Raw genomic sequence first — 19,121 nt, 5'->3', positions numbered from 1 at the left:
AATAAATTTATACAAAAAAAACTTCAAATAAAATATATTTTATTTGAAGCCATATGACTTACTTAATCGTATAATATATAGAAAGATTTATGTAAACTCCTGGTAAATAATAAATATATAAATTGGAGGGTACACAAATTATATAGTGAAAAACATTTATAGGAGTTTACACAAACTTATTTATTAAATTAGTCATTATAATATATCATTTAACATGATTATATCATTAAACCAATATATTTAAAACCTCTATATTAATAAATTTTTCAAGATATATCTTTGAAATAATTTACGTTAACACAATTTACAGCTTTGAATATATTATCATTGTAGAGAGAATATACGAGGTGAAAATATTGTATTCAAGATTTATTCCCTATGTAAATCCCCAGTTTATGCGTAATTCTAATCTTCCTCCTTCTTCAGGTAGAAGGCTTGCAAGAGCATATGTTCCTATGCAGCCTTATATAGGCCTACTTCCTTTAAATATTGCATTAAAAAAAGGTACTATATTCCCGAACCTTGTTATGCCTTACCCTGAAAATGAAGATTGTGTAGGAGGAAAATAAATATGGATAACCGCGAAAATTTACTGAATAAAATTCGTCAATTAGAATTTGCTACACTAGATTTAAGTATATTTTTAGATAACTTTCCCGATAACAAAAAAGCATTATCAGACTTCAACACATTCTCAAAACAGCTTATGAAACTTATAAGAGAATATGAACTAAACTTCGGTGCTCTATTTAATTTTGGCTTCTCCCAAAGTCAGTACCCCTGGACATGGGTAAATGAACCCTGGCCTTGGGAATCTGACATGTAGGAGGTAATGTATATGTGGATTTATGAAAAAAAATTACAACATCCTGTAAATATTAGGTGTAAAGATCTTCAAATGGCAAAGTATTTGGTTGCCCAATACGGAGGTCCCGATGGGGAATTAAGTGCCGGTATTAGATACTTGAATCAACGTTACACTATGCCTACCGGTAAAACCCAAGGATTACTTACAGATATAGGTACTGAAGAATTAGCTCATGTTGAAATCATAGCTACAATGGTATACCAGTTACTAAAAGATGCCACTATAGATGAACTTAAAGAAGCAGGACTAGCTTCTCACTATACCCAGCATGGCAAAGCCACTTTTCCTACAGATGCCAATGGTGTTCCGTGGACAGCTGCATATATTCAGGCATCAGGAGATCCTATAACAGACCTTCATGAAGATATGGCTGCTGAACAAAAAGCCAGAACAACTTATGAACATCTAATAAAATTAACAGATGATGTTGATATAATAGATGTTTTAAAATTTCTATGGGCCAGGGAAATCGTTCACTTTCAACGTTTCGGGGAGGCCTTGGTGCAAGTACAGGACCTCATGGATACCAAAAAGTGCTTCTAATGCTAACTAATAAGTTAAGGGTTATGGATAATTTCTCCTTAACCCTTAGCTTTTTATCCTCCTATAAATTGTCCTCCATTTATATGTATAACTTCACCTGTAACATAAGAGGATTCCATTGATGCAAGAAATACATAAGCCGGCGCTATTTCTACTGGCTGGGCAGGTCTTTTTATGGGACTATTTGAACCAAACTTACCTACCTTTTCAGCACTAAAGGATGATGGAATAAGAGGAGTCCATACGGGTCCCGGTGCCACTGCATTTACCCTTATGTTTCTACCTATCAAAGATAAAGCCATAGAACGAGTGAAAGATACTATGGCACCTTTTGTACAGGAATAATCTAAAAGTGTCTCATTGCCATCATAAGCAGTTATAGATGTGGTATTGATTATGGAGCTTCCCGGATTAAAGTGAGGTAATACAGCCCTGGTAAGATAAAACATACTAAATATATTAGTTTTAAAAGTCCTTTCCAGCTGTTCATTTGTTATGTCCTCAATGCTGTTTTGGGTAAATTGTACTCCAGCATTATTTACTAATATATCTATCTTATTAAACTTATCCATGGTATTTTTAACTGCAGTACTGCAAAAATTATCATCTGAAATATCTCCTGGTAATAACAAACATTGTCTTCCATTCTTTTCAACAATTTCTTTTGTGTATTTGGCATCATCATGTTCGTCGTAATAAATTATTGCCAGCTCAGCCCCTTCCTTTGAAAAAGCTGCAGCAACTGCCCTTCCTATGCCGCTGTCTCCTCCTGTAATTAATGCGACCTTATCCTTTAGCCTATTGTTGCCTTTGTAATTTGGATCTTCAAATACAGGCTTGGGATTCATTTGGGATTCTATACCCGGATGTTTATTTTGAGTCTGTTCTGGAACAGCTTTAGGAAAGTTTAAGTAAAATTCATTATTCATGTTATAATCCTCCTATACTATTTTAAAATCAATTAACAATAGTATTGGTAGCTGTAGAAATATCATTCATAAAATATAATAAAAAAGAGCAGGCTTAAAAACCTTACTCCAACTATTAGAAATTATTTAAATTATTTGTTTTGGTGCGAAGGATGGGACTTGAACCCACACGATGTTACTCGCTACCCCCTCAAAGTAGTGCGTCTGCCTATTCCGCCACCTTCGCATTGTTCATATTATTAAAATAATAAAAGTATTATTTAATTTTTATAACTTAAAACACTTAATATTTACTGACCTAACATACAATAGTATTATAATCACTTTTCATAATGCTGTCAACTAAAATTTAATAATATACATTTGCTAATATACTCATTAAAGTATTCTTGTATAAAAATTTGTAAATTCTGTAATTCACCTCTACCCTTTTAATATATTTATCTGTTTCCTGAAAAGGTATATAGTCAAGATTTTTTCCATCCGTGGAATGTTCCGAATTCTTTAACCATTTTTGCACATTTCCTCTTCCTCCATTATATGCAGCCAATACAAGCTTCATATCATTATTAAATTCTGCCTTTAAATCATTTAGATACCAACATCCCATTCTAATATTAAATTCTGGATCATATAACATGTCTTCATTAAAATCAGTTATATTCATTTTTTCTGCTGCCCATTTAGCTGTATCTGGAGTTATTTGCATGAGACCTATGGCATTCTTATTTGATTTTACATACCTTTTAAAATTACTTTCTGTCTTAATTACAGCAATTACAAAATAAACATCCAGACTATACTCTTTAGAATACTTCACTATGTAATCCGAATATTTTAAAGGAAAATAATATCTCACCATACTTTGTGTACTAAATATTGCTATTATTATTAATACCACTGCTACTATTTTTATTTTAGATTTCAATGTTATTTATGCCTTAAATATTACATGTTAAGGCACTCCACCCCCTACAAATTCATAGTTATCTTATTCAATATTTCTTTTAACTGTTTTTTTGTTTCATCTAAAGTATTTGAATTATCCAATACAAAATCAGCATATTTCTTTTTTTCTTCTAAGGACATTTGAGAATTTATTCTATCAATTATCTGATTTTCTGTCAATTGATCTCTTTCCTTTACCCTAAATATTTGAGTTTTCTTATTTGCCCATACAAGTATAATTACATCTGTGTACTTATAAAATCCACTTTCTATAAGAGTAGCCCCATCTATTATACAAATTTCATCTCCTTTTTTATGTAGTTCATCTATTTTTTCAAATATTTCTTTTTTAATAAAAGGCATTATTATGTCCTCATATATATTTTTTTTATCCTTGTTTGAAAATATGTAATCTCCAAATTCTCTTCTTTTCAACTTCCCCGAACCATCAATAAATTTTTCTCCAAAAGTAGATTTTATTTTATCCGTTATTACAATATATTTTTCCATTACATCCCTAGCTATAATATCCGCATCTATTACAGCTATACCCTGTTCCCTGAGTATATTAGAAACAGTACTTTTTCCACTACCTATTCCTCCAGTAAGTCCTATCTTAATCACACTTTTCCCCACCTTCAGCCATTTTATTTAACTTGATACCAATTATCCCCTGTACTTATATCAACTTCAAGAGGAACCTTTAGTTCAAACACATTTTCCATTTCCTCTTTTACAATATCTTTTACATCTTTTAGTTCATCTCTATACACATTTAACACCAGTTCATCGTGGACCTGAAGTATTATCTTGCTTTTAGAATTATTATCTTTTAATCTATTAAAAACATTTACCATAGCTATTTTTATAATGTCCGCTGCACTTCCTTGAATGGGGGTATTCATGGCAAACCTTTCTCCTAGAGCTTTTATTATTTTATTAGAAGATTTTATCTCTGGTATAAACCTTCTCCTATTTAAAATGGTGGTAACATAAAAATTCTTTTCGGCCTGTTTTACTATATCATTCATATATAACTTCACTTTAGGATATTTTTCAAAATAAGCATCTATATAAGATTTTGCTTCTTTTCTGGGTATATTTAAATTCCTCGCTAAGCTAAAATCGCCAATACCATATACTATGCCAAAATTCACGGCTTTTGCATTACTTCTCTGCATGGATGTTACCTCTCCCAAAGGTACATTAAATACCTCTGATGCAGTCTTAGTGTGAATATCATTGTGGTTTATAAATGCATTTATTAAATTTTCATCCCCTGATATATGGGCAAGCACCCTAAGTTCTATTTGCGAGTAATCTGCCGAGAGTATAACACAATCCCTATTATCTGGTATGAATATTTTTCTTATTTCTTTTCCCATCTCATATTTTATAGGTATATTTTGAAGATTGGGTTCGGTACTTGAAAGTCTTCCTGTAGTAGTTACTGTTTGATTAAAATTAGAATGAATCTTACCATCTTCCTCTATTACTCCTTTTAATCCTTCAATATATGTAGAATATAATTTAGTAAGCTGTCTATAATAAATTATTTTTTCAATTACAGGATGTTTACCATGTAATCTTTCCAATACATCTGCATTAGTGGAATATCCCGTTTTAGTCTTTTTTATAACAGGTAAATCCAACTTTTCAAATAATATTTTGCCCAGCTGTTTTGGGGAATTTATATTAAATTCTTCCTCAGAGAGGAAATATATTTCCTTTTGTACCTTATCTATTTCTATTTTAAATTTCTCCTCCATCTCAGTTAACTTATCCTTATCCACCTTAAACCCTTCACACTCCATAGATGCCAGTACAAAAGTAAGCGGCTGTTCTACTTCATACAACAATCTATCCATAGAAGAATCTGATATCTTCTTCTTTAAAGTAGAGTATAATCTGCTAAACAACGATGTCTCCTTTATAAGACAATTTTCCTTTTCCTCAGAGATTTCTATATTCAGATACTCCTTAACAATATCCGGTAATTCATAGTTGGTCCTAGCAGGATCCATTAAATAAGCTGCTATCTTTATATCGAATTCTATGCCTAAAAGCTTTATTCCTATTCTATGCAATATACTGCAAGGTACTTTCACATCATAACTCACTTTACTTAAGCTAGAATTTTCAAACAACATCTTAGCTGTTTCTACTGCTTTAATTTTATTTTCATCATATATTTCTTTTATGTGTATTTCAAAATTTTTTTCTCCTATATTTACAAATATCTTATCTATGTAATTTTTAGAATAACTATTCTCATTTATAACTTTAAAATTAATGTAAAGTAAATTATCTTTCATATTATTAGAATGTAAAGAATCTATAAAATTATGAAATTCATTTAAAGTATCTATAACCTCACATTCCACCTGTAGATCTTCCACTTCCATTTCCATCTTATCCTGTTTCTCTACTTTAGGTATTTTATCCATTAAGGATTTAAACTGAAGTTTCTCAAATAATTTTTTTAAGCCCTCATCATCGTACTGTTCTTTAGATTCAATAGATTGTAAATCCAGTTCTATAGGAACATCTGTGACAATAGTAGCAAGTTTTTTACTAAATACAGCCTGTTCCATATAATTTTTTAAATTTTCTTGAACTTTTTTCCCTCTAATGTTATCTATATTACAAAGTACATTTTCTATGCTTTTATACTCTTTTATCAATTTAAGGGCAGTTTTCTCTCCTATGCCAGGTACCCCAGGAATATTATCCGAAGCATCTCCCATAAGCCCTTTTACATCTATGAATTCCGTAGGAGTTACTCCATAATCATCTATAATTCTATTTCTATCATATATTTCCTTTTGTGTTATACCTTTTTTAGTTATTACAATTTTTACCGAATCTGTAGCCAGCTGAAGGGCATCTCTATCTCCTGTAACTATATATACTTCCATGCCTTTTTTTTCTCCAAAAACAGATAATGTACCCATAAGATCATCTGCTTCAAATCCATCTATTTCAAAAATATTTATGGATAAAAGCTCTAATATTTCCTTAACTATAGGAAACTGCTCTGACAGTTCAGGAGGCATTCTTTTCCTGCCGGCTTTATATTCACTATATTTATCATGTCTAAAGGTAGGTGCACTTCTATCAAAAGTACATACTATGTGACTAGGTTCAATCTCCTTTTTCATTTTCAACAGCATATTTATAAATCCATAAACTGCATTTGTATGAGTCCCTTCTGAATTGGTCAAATCCGGCAGTGCATAAAAAGCTCTATTCATTAAACTATGTCCATCCAATATCAATAATTTTTCTTGAGACATAAAATTACCTCCAAAATTCTATTTAAATATCTAAAAATTAAATTTTTTAAACTTCTCTATTATAACATCTTACCATGTTTACTCTCTACTGTTTTAAATTTCTTACTATTATATCACCCTGTGGAATTTGTAAAATTTCAAACAATTTTCTATAATTTATATCTGTCTCAATACCACTTTTATGCCAGTGATTTTTACATCCACAGTAATCAAGAATAACACATTGAGGTACCAAATTCAAATTTCTAGCCTTTAATCCTCCTTCTATTAAATTTAGTACACAGGCAATGCCTACAATACCTATATCCCCATATCTGATATGTTTTCTGCCTGAGAAGGCATTGCTTTCGTGAGGAACTATATAAACCTTAAAATTATACTTTTTCCCTATTCTATTCAATATATTGACTTTACAATTTTCAGAACACCTCATACATATAAAACCTTTATCTGTTTTTTTTCTTCTGCATGTACTATAAGGCTTTAGACACATACATGCTGGAAGAAATATTATTTTATCCTCCGTTTTTAAAAATGTATTTCTAAAGACTCTATTTAAAATTTCTGCTCCCACCATGTTGAGATGATATTCAATTTCTCTTCGTCCACAAAAAATATTATCTTCTCTCGTTCCATAAAACTTATATTCATTCATTAAAAACTTTTTTACATTTAAAGTATATTTGCCGAGTTTTTCCATGGATTCTTTCTCAAACCAATCTGCTATTTCAACAATAAGTTTACCTGCATTGCGTACATACTCCTTATTATTATGTTTAAAAAATAAATTCCATATTTCCATTCTTCCTGCTTGGAATTTAAATTCTCCTGTACATTTAAGCCATATTATTAATTTTTCAAAGTCATTTTCTATACAGTGTGTATTATAAACTAAATCTCTATTGATTTTTCCTTTTAAAAGATATTTATATGCCATTTTCCCTTTTATACTATCTATACACTTTTTAAAAATCCAGGAGTATTGTCTCATACTTGAAAGTAAAGATAAAGTTTTACCAGGTATTTTAGGTAAATCCAAAGATTTTTCTGAATACACATTCCACAAAACCCCCATAATCAGGATTTCCAGTTGGTATTCTTCCCTGCTTCTCAATTGTTCTATATCAAACTCTATAATATATGCCATAAAATCCTCTATTATATTATTTGTCCTAATTTTGATTTTTTGTATTACCTGTTCTGAAAAATCAGGCATAAATTTATAATACTCATCAGAATGTTTTAATTTATCTCTAAGATTATAAGTTATATAATTTTTCATACATTTTCTCTCCTAATTATGATTAACACATATTTTTATTAGAATTCATAACAATAGTTTTTACTTTTATAGTTATTTCATTACTTTTTATTTATTTTACACAATAAACCATATAATCATTTTAAATCCAATATATCCATCAATTTAATAAGGATATATTATAAAAATGCTGTTAAAATAACAACTATAAAACAAGCCTAAACTTCCAAAACTGGAATGAAGTGCGGGGGATAACAATATTTGAGGTGAATCTTTTTATTAAGAAGTAGGACAATCCCTCTCCGAACCTGTCAACTAACCTCGTAGGCTAATTAGGGAGGATATCTATTTATGAATTTCAAAAAAATCAGAACACTACTATTTGCATTAACTCTTTCTATGTTGTCTTTTACACAGGTATATGCTGCTAATTATACAGTAAAGTCGGGAGATTCTCTATTTAAAATAAGTATACTATTTAAAACCGACGTAGACACTATTATAAAAAATAATAATCTAAAAAGCAGCGAGATATATCCAAATCAAGTCTTATATGTGAATTCTAACACATATACTGTAAAACCTTCAGATACTCTTTATTTAATAGCAAAAAAATATGGTATAGCTCTTAACACATTAATTGCAGCTAACAACAATGTGGACAAGTATATTTATCCAGGTGAAGTATTAAACATACCTGCAGGTTGGATTTTTAAGAGTACAAGCTCCTCAGATCCTATAGTACCTTATAGTGAAAGTGACTTAGATTTACTGGCAAGACTGGTAACTGCGGAAGCTGAAGGAGAGGCTTATAAGGCTAAAGTAGCTGTAGCTGCTGTAGTACTTAACCGAGTTCAAAATTCAAGATTTCCATCTACTATAAAAGATGTAATATATGAAGTATCAGGTGGCTATTATCAATTTACTCCTGTATATAATGGATGGATAAGCAAAGCTGCTTCTCAGGATTCAAAAAATGCTGCTTATGAAGCACTCTATGGTTCCGATCCAACAAATGGTGCATTGTATTACTTTGATGATAGTACAACAAATACCTGGCTCTGGTCAAAACCTATTGCTTTAAGAGTCGGTAAAATGGTATTTGTATATTAATATAAATTTTATTACATAGTTTCAATTAATCTTAAAAAATTAAGGCATGAGTAAAACTATAGTTTAATTTACTTATGCCTTATATATTTTTATTTATTAAGTTTTTTATATATTATATCTCCAATAGTTTGAAGCAGTTGGACAATTATTACAAGTATTATTACGGTATACACCATTATATTAGTCTGAAATCTATAATATCCGTAATTTACTGCTACATTTCCAAGTCCCCCTCCCCCTACTGTACCTGCCATAGCAGAATATCCTACTACACTTATAACTGTAAGTGTTATTCCAAGTACTATAGATGGAAGAGCCTCTTTTAGCATAACTTTGAATATTATTTGAATATTACTTGCCCCAAAAGATTTAGACGCCTCTATTACTCCAGGATCCACTTCTTTAAAAGAGGATTCAATTACCCTGGCTGCAAAAGGTGCTGCAGCTATGGTAAGTGGAACTATGGCCGCTGTGGTACCTATGGCTTTTCCAACTATAAGCTTTGTAAAAGGAAAGATAGCTATCATAAGTATTATAAATGGAAATGATCTAAGTAAATTTACCACTACATCTAAAACCTTATAAACTGCCTTATTAGGTCTAAGCCCCCCTGGCTGCGTTATTATTAGTAAAACTGCAGGTATAAATCCTATAATTACGGCAAATACTGTAGAAACTATTACCATATAAAATGTCTCTCCTACAGCAGGAAATAGTACCTGCTTAAATATTTCATTAAAACTCATACTATTCCACCTCCCATGTTACATTTTTTGAAGAAAGATAATTACATATTTTTTCCTTGTCTTTTTGGTTTATATTTATTACTAGGCTTCCCAGTACATTATCTCGAAATCTCTCAAGTTTTCCCCATACTATGGAAAATTTTATATTTAAATCTATAGCCATGGAAGTTATCAAATTATCCTGACTTATTTCCTTAGGGAAAAATATTCTTATGTTCATTCCTCTTTCTGGCAGTAAATTTTCATTTCCCAGCAATTTTTTTAAATATTCACCTGGCCTTAGGAATACTTCTTCCACATCTCCTTCTACTTTTATCTCCCCACTGTCAATAATTGCTACCTTGTTACATATTTCTTTTATCACTTCCATTTGATGTGTTACTACTACTATTGTTAGTTCAAATTCCTTATTTATCTTCTTTAAGAGTTCAAGTATAGATTGGGTAGTATTAGGATCTAAAGCTGAAGTAGCTTCATCACAGAGTAATATACTGGGATTTAAAGCAAGTGCCCTTGCAATAGCTACCCTCTGTTTTTGCCCTCCACTTAATTGCCTTGGCATACTTTTAGCCTTATCACGAAGTGCCACTAATTTTAATAATTCCTCTACTCTAGTCTTTATTTTCTTTTTATCATATCCCCATACCTCCAGGGGAAGTGATATATTATCATATACATTTTTCCTATTTAGTAAATTAAAATTTTGGAATATCATACCTAAATTTTTCCTGAAAACTCTTATTTCTTTTCCTTTTAAGTCTTTTACCTCTTTGTCCATTATCTTTATACTTCCAGTATCATAGGTTTCAAGGCCATTTAAACATCTGAGCAGTGTAGATTTCCCTGCTCCACTCTGTCCTACTATTCCAAATATTTCCCCCTTTTTTATATTAAGATTTATATTTTTAATTACAACCTTATTATCAAAACTCTTACCAACATTATTAATATTTATCAATAATATTCACCCTGCCTCTACAAATAAAATTATACAGCACTAAAAAATCTGAGGAAAACCTCAGATTTAACATACATAATATTTCTCTCATCTTTCAGCCTTCGCTGCAGGATTTGGCACCATTATACAACGTATTGGTTGCCGGGCTTCAATGGGCCTGTTCCCTCCACCTCTCTTGATAAGTTCAAGATTCATATTCAATTTACGGATTTAATTATATCAACTTAAGTTTATAATGTCAATGGTCACATTGTAAAATAACATATTCCAACTGTTCCCGGACCAGAATATGCCCCAACTATAGGACTTATTTGACCTATCATGTGTATATTTTCTATATTAGGTAATTGTGAAATCATGTTATGAACTCTATCTGCATCTTCTTCTGCATTACCATGTACTATATACACCTCACATGGGTTTTTATCTAAAAACCTCTTTCCTATATCTACCATTTTATTTAAAGAGCGCTTTCTTCCTCTGACCTTGTCATAAGTACAACAAACACCACAGTTATCATCGAAATAAACAATAGGCTTTATATCTAGTATTTCTCCAATAGTACCAGGTATCTTTCCTATACGACCACCCTTTCTAGCATATTCCAAAGTGCCAAAAACAAAAAAGAAATGCATATTATTTTTTATTTTTGGTATAGTATCTACAATTTGTTGAAAATTTTTCCCCTGTTCAATGAGTTTACCACACTCTTTTAAAATGATTCCTTCCCCCACAGATGTAGATTTAGAATCATATATATAAGTAGTCAAATTTTTATGCTTTTCACTTACTATTTTTAAAGCATTATATGTACCTGAAAGTCCACTTGAAATAACTACGGCAATTACATGGGTATAATTTTCTTCCTCAAGTCTTTTATAGACCTTTTCCATATCCTCCATGGAAGGCAGTGAAGATTTAGGAATTTCCACTTTCATGTTATCATATACTTCCCTTGGAGTGATTTCAACTTTATCTATATATTCTCCACTCCTATATATGATTCTGAAGGAAAGGATATTTATATTATATTTATTTATAGTTTCTTCATCTATATCACAGGCCGAATCTGTCAATAATGCAATTTTCTCCATAAAAACGCCTCCACATATTTCTATCTATTTAGATTATAATATATCACAAAACATTATTAAAACTATATTAACAGAATTTTGTATTACTTTTTAAGCTTATTTTAAGTTTTGTTAATGAAAATATATTTAAATGGTAAAAATATAATTCTAGAAAAGGAGATTCAAAAAAATATGATAAAAATATTTTTCAAAAAAAATCTGCTTAAAATTGGTCTAATTCTTTTAATATTATTATCTGCATTTTTATGTATTTATAATATAAAAAATTATACAGCTAATACCAATACATCCCGGAGCAGAGTAGAACAATTCAATTCAGAAAACAGGCAAAGAACACAAATAAATGATAAACAAAAAACACAAGGAGGAGTTACTTCAAATACACCTGATAAAAACTTTTCATCAAATAATAATAAAGCTCCCGGCAATAATGCTCAAATTCCTGGAGTAAGAAATCAACGAGGAGAATCCATGTCCTCAAATAATAAATATGCCCCATTACTCACTTTATATTTAATAATATTTTTTGCACTATGTATTACAGCCTTTTATTTTTTCGGCTATAGAAACTTTAAAATAAATAATGCAAACACAAAAATACTTATATTTTCACTTCTTTGCATAGGCTTATTTTTAAGAATTTCATTATCCACAGTTATGGAAGGATACGGTGGAGATATAAATTTATTTAAAAGCTGGGCTTCCTCTGCTGCAAACAGTCTATCTCAGTTTTATGTAAATTCTAAATCAGCTGACTATCCTCCATTATATATCTATATATTATTTTTAATTGGTAAATTAGCAAAAATAAGTTCAATAACTCCTTACTATACATTACTTTTAAAATTGCCTTCTATAATAGCAGATATTGTAACAGCTTATATGATATATAAATTGGCTAAAAAATATTTTTCTTTAGAAATAGGTATTCTTTTAAGTGCTTTTTATATTTTTAGCCCAGCTATTTTTATAAATTCATCCCTTTGGGGACAGGTAGATTCTTTTTTCACTCTTTTTTTAGTTCTCTCTTTGTTCTTTTTATCAGAAGGGAAATTTGTTTTTTCATCTATACTTTTTACCTCTTTAGTGCTTATGAAACCCCAGGGAATTATATTTTTTCCTGTACTCTTATTTGAACTTATAGCCAGGAAAAATTTAAAGACCCTTATTAAATGTGCAGCTTCATGTATTGTGACTTCTTTAGTTATTATACTTCCATTTTCCTTTAATCAAAATGCACTGTGGATTTTTAAATTATATAAAAATACCATATCAGAATACCCTTACGCTTCTGTAAATGCTTTTAATTTTTTTAATTTACTTGGCGGAAATTATAAAGAAAGCTCCTCTACATTTTTTATATTCAGTTATAAAATTTGGGGAATAATTGCAATTATAGCAATTACAGCTTTTTCCTGGTACATTTATATTAAAAGTAAAAACAAAATATTTGCCTTTTCCTGTGCACTTGTTCAAATTTCAGGAGTTTTTACTTTTTCTACCGGAATGCATGAAAGATACTTATTTCCTGCTGCAGCACTATCCATCTTATCTTTTATATATTTAAAAGATAATAGGCTGCTAATACTACTGGCGGGATACACCCTTACAATCTACAGTAATATCTATTCCATACTTTTTGGAGGTTTTGGAAATACTACTTCACATACTCTAATAAGCGATGGAACTTGCATATTGAACATAATTTTATTTGCATATCTTGTAAAAATATTGCTTGACATAGTACTTAAGAAAAAAGGATTTAATCCTGAATCTTTTGATATAAAATTTTATTGATCCAAAAGAGATGTTTCAGAACAAACTCTGAAACATCTCTTTTTTTACATTAAAATAAGCTTTCTGGTGCTTTGTACTCAAGTTTTAAACTATCTGCCACTGCTTTATAAGTTACAAAGCCTTTATATACATTGAGGCCCTTTAAAAGAGCTTTATCATCTTTCATTGCTTTCTCTGCTCCTTTGTTAGCTATATCCTCCAAATAAGGAAGAGTAGAACTAGTAAGTGCATAGGTAGATGTTCTTGATACAGCTCCAGGCATATTGGATACTGAATAATGAACTACACCATACTTTTCATAGCATGGATTATCATGAGTAGTAGCCCTGTCTATAGTCTCTATGGATCCTCCCTGATCAATTGCTACATCAACTATTACAGAACCTTTCTTCATAGTTTTAACCATTTCCTCTTTAACAATTTTAGGCGCTTTTGATCCTATTACCAATACTGCTCCTACTAATAGGTCTGCTTTTTTAACCATCTCAGCCACATTGAATTCATTACAGACTAATGTAGACAATCTTCCGTTAAATATATCATCTACATAAACTAATCTATCCTTATTTATATCAAGTATTGTAACTTTTGCTCCAAGTCCCAGAGCCATTTTAGCAGCATTTGTTCCCACACCGCCTGCTCCAATGATTACAACTTCTCCAGGCAGTACTCCTGGAACTCCACCAAGTAATATACCGGCTCCGCCATTATACTCTTGAAGTAGATTTGCCCCTATCTGTATAGACATTTTTCCTGCCACTTCGCTCATAGGAGTAAGTAATGGAAGACTTCCATTATCAAGTTGTACTGTTTCATAGGCTATAGATGTAATTTTCTTTTTTATTAATAGCTCTGTAAGAGGTATATTGGCAGCAAGGTGAAGATAGGTGAATAAAATCTGATTTTCTTTAAAAAGTTCATATTCTTCTTCTATTGGCTCTTTTACCTTTACTATTATATCTGATTCTTTAAATATTTCCATATTTGTATCTATTATTTTGCCGCCAACATCCTGGTATTCTTTATCTTCTATTCCACTTCCAATTCCAGCTGACTTTTCTATCAAAACCTGATGGCCATCCCTCACTAGAGCATGTACCCCGGCTGGTGTCATAGCCACTCTATTTTCATTATTCTTTAATTCTTTAGGCACTCCTATAATCACTATATATTCCCCCTATTATTTAATTTGGTCAGGTATTATTGAATAGTTATTTTTAATTGTAGAAAGGGTAACTATTGTCTTAGTCTTTTGAACCCCTTTAATACACTTTATTTTATTTAAAACTTTTTCAAGGGTTTCTGTATTTTCAGTAATAATTTTCAATGCATAATCAAACTCGCCAGCTAAATAATGACATTCAACAATTTCATTTTCCCCCTGGATGATCTCTATAAATTTATCAATAAATGTTGGATTTTCAAGACTTACAAACATTATAACCATGAGATTCTTATTAAATTTTTTATTGTTGATAATTATTGTATATTTTTTAATTAAGCTTGAAGCATCTAATTTTTTCAACCTGTCACTTACTGCAGGTATTGACAGATTAATCTTGCCGCTCATTTCCGAAATAGAAATTCTAGCATTTTCTTGCAGCAATTTTAGTATTTTAATATCGATATTGTCCACACCGTCACCCTCTTAAATTTATTAACCAAATTATAATACATATATTAAAAAAATTAAATATATTTTATATAATTACATAAGAAATAAGGTTAAAATCTTTTTAACCTTATTTTATTAATCAATGCATATAAAATTATACCTTCAAATTAAATATTTTAAGTATTTCTAAATAAAAGCTTCAAAAGTATTAACTGCCTGTAAGAATTTATCAATGTGTTCTTCTGTATGTTTCACATTTAAAAATATAGCTTCAAACTGGGAAGGTGCTATATAAATGCCTTGCTCAAGCATATGCTGAAAAAATTTAGCAAAAATAGTTGTATCGCATTTCCTTGCATCCTTATAATTCTTAACTTCTGAGTCACTGGTAAAAAATATAGAAAACATGGCTCCACATCTATTTATTACCATAGATATGCTTTTGTCCTCTGATATTTGTCTTATACCTTGTTCTAATTTTTTACCCAGTTTTTCAAAATTCACATAATACTCGGAGTTTTCATTCAGCTTCTTCAAAGTGGCAAGTCCTGCAGCCATTACAATTGGATTTCCAGACATGGTCCCAGCCTGATATACAGGTCCAAGGGGAGAAAGTTTTTCCATAATATCCTTTCTACCTCCATAAGCACCACAGGGTAATCCTCCTCCCATAATTTTTGCCATGGTAGTAATATCAGGTTTTATTCCATATAAACTTTGAGCTCCTTTATAGGCAACTCTAAATCCACTCATTACTTCATCAAAAATAAGCAAACTTTTGTATTCATCACATAGCTTTCTAAGTCCTTTTAGAAAATCTATTTTTCCTGGAATTACTCCCATATTTCCCGCCACAGGCTCTACTATAATAGCTGCAATATCACTGCCATACTTCTTAAAAATATTTTTTACATCTTCAAGATTATTATATTCAGCTATAATAGTATTTTTTATACTATCTTTAGGAACTCCTGCGCTTCCGGGAATCCCCTCTGTCATAACACCTGAGCCTGCTTCTACAAGGAAGTCGTCAAAATGTCCATGATAACATCCTGCAAATTTTATTATTTTATTTCTCTTTGTATACCCCCTGGCAAGTTTCACTGCACTCATAGTAGCTTCTGTACCTGAATTGACCATCCTAATCATTTCTATATTTTCCAAAGTAGTGCATATATATTTGGAAAGCTCTAATTCAATTTCCGTGGTAGCTCCAAAAGATATAGCATTTTCACTAGTGTATTTTATAGCATTTACTACATCTTCATCACAATGGCCTAAAATCATTGGCCCCCAGGAACACACAAAGTCTATGTATTCATTGCCATCTTCATCATATATATAAGCACCCCTGCCTTTTTTTATTACAGGGGGATTTAAGGGAACATCCTTAAAAGCCCTCACAGGACTATTTACCCCACCTGGCATATATAGTTTCGATTCTTCAAATATTTTATCATTTCTCATTTTATACTCTCCTATTACAATTATCACACTGGCTTTTTATACCTATAAGTTGTATCATTTTATCAGCTCCAACATTTACAATTACAAAATATTTAGCTTGATCCAAACAAAAAATCCTCTTAAACAGATATGTCAGAAGGACTTTTGTTGGGATAAAATTATCTTTATTATAACACTTATAAGTACTCTCAAACAAATTAATATTTGTGCATAAATTTTAAGTAGACCTTAAAATAAAAGCCTACTTAAAAATCACTCTGAAATATTATTTTACACTGCCTTTTAAATCGTATAGCACTTGTGAATTCATGCCCTCTGGTCCACCACCACTATTGTTTCCACTGTTATTACCTGAATTATCATTTTTATAGTTATATTTTGTATCTGTATTTTTATCATATTCAGTTACATTAAAATCTGAATATCCTTTTTCCTCCTGAGACTCTACCGTATTTCTCCATTGACTTTCCGATACCGCCTTGCCATTTTTCTGTACCCAATTCATAATATCATCCATGGAACCTCTTCCCATTCCCCCTGTAAGTACATATCTAACTTCTCCATTTTTCACCATGGTTTTAAATTCATCTAAGGTAAGTATCTTATCAGAGCCTGTGAAACCTCCTAATGCCATTACTCCTTTACCAGTTTGTAGTATTATATCCTGGGCAGAAGTTGCACTGGAAACTACAAGAATATATTTCTCATTTGTGATATTCTTTTCAAGAAACTTTACAAGTTTATCATTACCACTGCCTCCTGAACCTCTTCCCATCATAAAATTACCGGATTCATTATTTGATAGGAGTTCCAATCCTGCTGAAGGCATGGTACCATTCACTTTATGATTTATAGCAGCACCGGAACCAATAGCAGGCGTTATTAAAATTCCTACAAAAGCAAGTATTGTTAATGCCTTACCAAGCTTTATATTACCAGCCTTCTCTAAATTACCTTTCTTAACTACTTTGTATACTATAAGTAATGTAGATGAAATAAAACAAAGTACTAAAGAAGATATAATAATGGCTTTAATTGCAGAGGATATATTACTGTAATAAGATAACATTAGAAGCTGAACTAGACCATTTGCAACAAGGGATACTGGCAATAGAAGCCATGTGATATTCTTACTCTTTTCCTTATAAAGCTTCCACATAGAAACAAGTCCTATTCCTGATAAAGCCGCAATAGGTGGAGCCATCATAGTTAAATAGTATTGATGGAACAATCCCTTAGTGTAACTAAAATATAAAAATTCAGGAATAAGCCAAAAAATCCATAATATTAAATCTAGTTTTTTTCTATTATCAAAGGTAAACTTCAATTTTTCCACTATTGCTCCTGCAATGAATCCAAATATAGCCAAAGGTAAAAACCATACTATTTGATCTGATAAAACATTTTTGGAGAATAATCTGGTAATACTTGCTTCTGTCTGACCACCAAAGTTTCCTGCCATGCCGCCACCTTGGGCACCTCTTCCTCCCGACGACCCTTCTGGTAATTTCATTCCCTCTGGAACATTGCCATTTCCACCTGAAAAATTAGCCATATTTCCATTTTGACTGTCCTCTGCAGTCTTTTGTCTATTAGTCCAATTTCCATTTTGAGCATTTCCATTACCCCTTTGATTTTGTGTGCCGTATATATTAGTATTTCTAAATTCTCCCGGTGCTTGTCTTCCTCCCATACCACTATTATTAAATCTTTCAAGTCCATTGTGTCCTAATATAAGTTCCATAACAGTATTATTGGTACTGCTTCCTACATAAGGTCTATACTGTGCCGGCACAAGATCTACTATTACCGCCCAAGACAGAGATACTACTACAAGTACAACTGTACCTAAAGCTAGATGTTTTATTCTCTTTTTTACAGGTACAGCTCTAGAAATAAGGTAAACTACATATACTGCCGGTATAATCATATAGGCTTGAAGCATCTTTATATTAAAGCCTACACCTATTAAAACCAAGCTTATTATGATATATTTAAACCTACCCTTTTCTGCAGCTTTAGAAATAAATACACAGGCAATAAGAAGCACCATGACCAAAAGGTTGTCTATGGTATTATTTCTGCTAGCAGCTACAAAAACAGGGGTAATTGCAAGACAAAGTGCCGAAATAGTTCCAGCTATATTTCCAAAAGATCTTTTTACAATATAATATATAAGCCCAACTGATATAACTCCTGCAAGAGCCTGAGGCAATATTATACTCCAGCCGCTAAATCCAAATATTTTAGCAGAAATAGTCTGTATCCAAAAACCTAAAGGAGGTTTATCAATGGATACAAATCCGGCTGGGTCAAAGGATACAAAGAAAAAATTTTTAAGATTTACAAGCATGCTTTTTACACCTGCAGCGTAATATTCATTTCCATATCCTTCTATAGTTAAGTTAGCAAAATTTAATACAGCAGATAAAATTAAAATCAATACTATTGGAAGATTTTCTTTTTTGAATTTTACATTCTTCATG

The 19,121-nt window shown here is 31.1% G+C and carries 17 protein-coding genes, 1 tRNA gene and 2 riboswitches; of the genes, 5 read left to right on the top strand and 13 right to left on the bottom strand.

Annotation, left to right across the window (positions count from 1 at the left end):
- Positions 1-347 precede the first annotated feature (347 nt).
- Genes BS101_RS04545 through BS101_RS04535 form a run of 3 tightly spaced genes read left to right on the top strand, consistent with a single transcriptional unit; the run spans position 348 to position 1,411 of the window.
- Complete coding sequence (locus BS101_RS04545; RefSeq protein WP_242951402.1) at positions 348-569, top strand: spore coat associated protein CotJA; 222 nt, start codon at positions 348-350, stop codon at positions 567-569.
- Positions 570-571: 2 nt separating this feature from the next.
- On the top strand, positions 572-826 hold the full coding sequence (locus BS101_RS04540) for a spore coat protein CotJB (protein WP_011989245.1): 255 nt from the start codon (positions 572-574) through the stop codon (positions 824-826).
- A gap of 12 nt (positions 827-838) precedes the next feature.
- The gene (locus BS101_RS04535) at positions 839-1,411 is read left to right on the top strand and encodes a manganese catalase family protein (RefSeq protein WP_011989244.1); all 573 of its coding nucleotides are present in this window, start codon (positions 839-841) and stop codon (positions 1,409-1,411) included.
- Positions 1,412-1,464: 53 nt separating this feature from the next.
- On the opposite strand, the gene BS101_RS04530 is transcribed toward BS101_RS04535, so the two are convergent.
- The 6 genes from BS101_RS04530 to BS101_RS04505 all read right to left on the bottom strand — a co-directional run bounded on the left by BS101_RS04530 (position 1,465) and on the right by BS101_RS04505 (position 7,866).
- On the bottom strand, positions 1,465-2,340 hold the full coding sequence (locus BS101_RS04530) for an SDR family oxidoreductase (protein WP_073537743.1): 876 nt from the start codon (positions 2,338-2,340) through the stop codon (positions 1,465-1,467).
- Positions 2,341-2,481: 141 nt separating this feature from the next.
- Positions 2,482-2,566, bottom strand: a tRNA-Leu gene (locus tag BS101_RS04525).
- 123 nt (positions 2,567-2,689) lie between these two features.
- Positions 2,690-3,268: a lytic transglycosylase domain-containing protein gene (locus BS101_RS04520; RefSeq protein ID WP_073537742.1), complete on the bottom strand. Its 579-nt coding sequence runs from the start codon at positions 3,266-3,268 to the stop codon at positions 2,690-2,692.
- A 44-nt stretch (positions 3,269-3,312) separates the two neighbouring features.
- The gene (coaE, locus tag BS101_RS04515; RefSeq protein WP_073537741.1) at positions 3,313-3,912 is read right to left on the bottom strand and encodes a dephospho-CoA kinase; all 600 of its coding nucleotides are present in this window, start codon (positions 3,910-3,912) and stop codon (positions 3,313-3,315) included.
- A gap of 23 nt (positions 3,913-3,935) precedes the next feature.
- Positions 3,936-6,584: a DNA polymerase I gene (gene polA / locus BS101_RS04510; RefSeq protein WP_073537740.1), complete on the bottom strand. Its 2,649-nt coding sequence runs from the start codon at positions 6,582-6,584 to the stop codon at positions 3,936-3,938.
- A gap of 85 nt (positions 6,585-6,669) precedes the next feature.
- On the bottom strand, positions 6,670-7,866 hold the full coding sequence (locus tag BS101_RS04505; protein ID WP_073537739.1) for a DUF116 domain-containing protein: 1,197 nt from the start codon (positions 7,864-7,866) through the stop codon (positions 6,670-6,672).
- Positions 7,867-8,050: 184 nt separating this feature from the next.
- Positions 8,051-8,190: riboswitch (cyclic di-AMP (ydaO/yuaA leader) on the top strand.
- Positions 8,191-8,196: 6 nt separating this feature from the next.
- Between BS101_RS04505 and BS101_RS04500 the strand changes: the two genes are divergently transcribed.
- Positions 8,197-8,958 carry a cell wall hydrolase gene (locus BS101_RS04500; RefSeq protein WP_073537738.1) on the top strand — a complete coding sequence of 254 codons (762 nt, stop codon included), beginning with the start codon at positions 8,197-8,199 and terminating at the stop codon, positions 8,956-8,958.
- Between the two features lie 89 nt (positions 8,959-9,047).
- On the opposite strand, the gene BS101_RS04495 is transcribed toward BS101_RS04500, so the two are convergent.
- The 3 genes from BS101_RS04495 to BS101_RS04485 form a co-directional block, all read right to left on the bottom strand.
- On the bottom strand, positions 9,048-9,704 hold the full coding sequence (locus tag BS101_RS04495; RefSeq protein WP_011989235.1) for a methionine ABC transporter permease: 657 nt from the start codon (positions 9,702-9,704) through the stop codon (positions 9,048-9,050).
- A 1-nt stretch (position 9,705) separates the two neighbouring features.
- Complete coding sequence (locus BS101_RS04490) at positions 9,706-10,662, bottom strand: methionine ABC transporter ATP-binding protein (protein WP_073537737.1); 957 nt, start codon at positions 10,660-10,662, stop codon at positions 9,706-9,708.
- 84 nt (positions 10,663-10,746) lie between these two features.
- Positions 10,747-10,847, bottom strand: a riboswitch (SAM riboswitch).
- A 60-nt stretch (positions 10,848-10,907) separates the two neighbouring features.
- Positions 10,908-11,756 (bottom strand): DegV family protein, encoded by an 849-nt coding sequence (locus BS101_RS04485; RefSeq protein ID WP_073537736.1) that lies wholly within the window; start codon positions 11,754-11,756, stop codon positions 10,908-10,910.
- A 171-nt stretch (positions 11,757-11,927) separates the two neighbouring features.
- Here BS101_RS04485 and BS101_RS04480 point away from each other — a divergent pair, with 171 nt between their 5' ends.
- Positions 11,928-13,553, top strand: a complete 1,626-nt coding sequence (locus BS101_RS04480) for a glycosyltransferase family 39 protein (protein WP_073537735.1) — start codon at positions 11,928-11,930, stop codon at positions 13,551-13,553.
- 49 nt (positions 13,554-13,602) lie between these two features.
- On the opposite strand, the gene ald is transcribed toward BS101_RS04480, so the two are convergent.
- The 4 genes from ald to BS101_RS04460 all read right to left on the bottom strand — a co-directional run bounded on the left by ald (position 13,603) and on the right by BS101_RS04460 (position 19,120).
- Positions 13,603-14,718 (bottom strand): alanine dehydrogenase, encoded by a 1,116-nt coding sequence (ald, locus tag BS101_RS04475; protein ID WP_073537734.1) that lies wholly within the window; start codon positions 14,716-14,718, stop codon positions 13,603-13,605.
- A gap of 15 nt (positions 14,719-14,733) precedes the next feature.
- Entirely contained in the window at positions 14,734-15,189 is a 456-nt protein-coding gene (locus tag BS101_RS04470) for an Lrp/AsnC family transcriptional regulator (RefSeq protein WP_011989228.1), read from the bottom strand.
- Between the two features lie 165 nt (positions 15,190-15,354).
- Positions 15,355-16,635 (bottom strand): glutamate-1-semialdehyde 2,1-aminomutase, encoded by a 1,281-nt coding sequence (hemL, locus tag BS101_RS04465; protein WP_073537733.1) that lies wholly within the window; start codon positions 16,633-16,635, stop codon positions 15,355-15,357.
- Positions 16,636-16,900: 265 nt separating this feature from the next.
- The gene (locus BS101_RS04460; protein ID WP_073537732.1) at positions 16,901-19,120 is read right to left on the bottom strand and encodes a glycosyltransferase family 39 protein; all 2,220 of its coding nucleotides are present in this window, start codon (positions 19,118-19,120) and stop codon (positions 16,901-16,903) included.
- Between the last annotated feature and the right edge of the window lies 1 nt (position 19,121).

The organism is Clostridium kluyveri (assembly GCF_001902295.1).
GTDB classification, from domain to species: Bacteria; Bacillota; Clostridia; order Clostridiales; family Clostridiaceae; genus Clostridium_B; species Clostridium_B kluyveri_B.
This window is presented reverse-complemented; position numbering and strand designations above follow the sequence as displayed.

Excerpts from the sequence above, each read along its gene's own strand:
- BS101_RS04540 (WP_011989245.1), top strand. The coding sequence starts at position 572 with ATGGATAACCGCGAAAATTTACTGAATAAAATTCGTCAATTAGAATTT.
- BS101_RS04535 (WP_011989244.1), top strand. The coding sequence starts at position 839 with ATGTGGATTTATGAAAAAAAATTACAACATCCTGTAAATATTAGGTGT.
- BS101_RS04530 (WP_073537743.1), bottom strand. The coding sequence starts at position 2,340 with ATGAATAATGAATTTTACTTAAACTTTCCTAAAGCTGTTCCAGAACAG.
- polA (WP_073537740.1), bottom strand. The coding sequence starts at position 6,584 with ATGTCTCAAGAAAAATTATTGATATTGGATGGACATAGTTTAATGAAT.
- BS101_RS04505 (WP_073537739.1), bottom strand. The coding sequence starts at position 7,866 with ATGAAAAATTATATAACTTATAATCTTAGAGATAAATTAAAACATTCT.
- BS101_RS04500 (WP_073537738.1), top strand. The coding sequence starts at position 8,197 with ATGAATTTCAAAAAAATCAGAACACTACTATTTGCATTAACTCTTTCT.
- BS101_RS04495 (WP_011989235.1), bottom strand. The coding sequence starts at position 9,704 with ATGAGTTTTAATGAAATATTTAAGCAGGTACTATTTCCTGCTGTAGGA.
- BS101_RS04485 (WP_073537736.1), bottom strand. The coding sequence starts at position 11,756 with ATGGAGAAAATTGCATTATTGACAGATTCGGCCTGTGATATAGATGAA.
- BS101_RS04480 (WP_073537735.1), top strand. The coding sequence starts at position 11,928 with ATGATAAAAATATTTTTCAAAAAAAATCTGCTTAAAATTGGTCTAATT.
- hemL (WP_073537733.1), bottom strand. The coding sequence starts at position 16,635 with ATGAGAAATGATAAAATATTTGAAGAATCGAAACTATATATGCCAGGT.
- BS101_RS04460 (WP_073537732.1), bottom strand. The coding sequence starts at position 19,120 with ATGAAGAATGTAAAATTCAAAAAAGAAAATCTTCCAATAGTATTGATT.